This window comes from Streptomyces sp. DH12, from assembly GCF_020873895.1.
Taxonomy (GTDB): Bacteria; Actinomycetota; Actinomycetes; order Streptomycetales; family Streptomycetaceae; genus Streptomyces.
Genome location: NZ_JAHWGT010000473.1, coordinates 1 through 597 on the forward strand (window position 1 = coordinate 1; position 597 = coordinate 597).

1 protein-coding gene is annotated in these 597 nt (G+C 68.3%); it reads right to left on the bottom strand.

Translation table 11 applies throughout. From position 1 onward, the window contains the following. The coding region (locus tag LPA54_RS35240; RefSeq protein WP_267487966.1) for a transposase at nt 1-597 on the bottom strand (597 nt) is incomplete at both ends.

The window sequence follows — 597 nt, forward strand, 5'->3', positions numbered from 1 at the left end:
CGCTCCGGTCAGTTCGTCGGCCATCGCTTGAAGGAAGCGCGGGTTGCCGACGTGTTCGCCGTCCGAGGTGGTCAGGAAGTGGGCGACACCCATGTCGATACCGGCGACCGCCCCGGTGGGCGGCAGCTCCTGGGCGGGTACGTCGTCGCAGGCGAGGACGACGTACCAGCGGTTTCCCTCACGCTTCACGCTGATCGTCTTGACGTGGCCCTGTACAGGTCTGTGCTGGTGCACGCGGACGTGTCCCACACCTTGGAGGCGGACGCGGGTCTGCCGGTCGTGCGGGGTGGAATCCCAGCGGCAGCCGTCACCGTCCTTGGGGAAGGTGACGGTGTCGAAGTGCCCGACACCCTTGAACCTGGGGTAACCCGGGGTCTGACCGGCCTTGACGCGGCGGAAGAACGCCTGGAACGCCTTGTCCAGGCGGCGCAGGGTGGCTTGCTGGGAGGAGAACGACCAGCGGCCCTGCCGCTCGGGGTCGAACGCCCGGATGTCCTTGAGCTGCGCGGACTGGTCCCCGTACCGGACGCTGGTCTTCGAGGCGTGCCGGTAGGCGTCGCGTCGCTCCTGGAGGGCGCCGTTATACAGCGAGCAGTG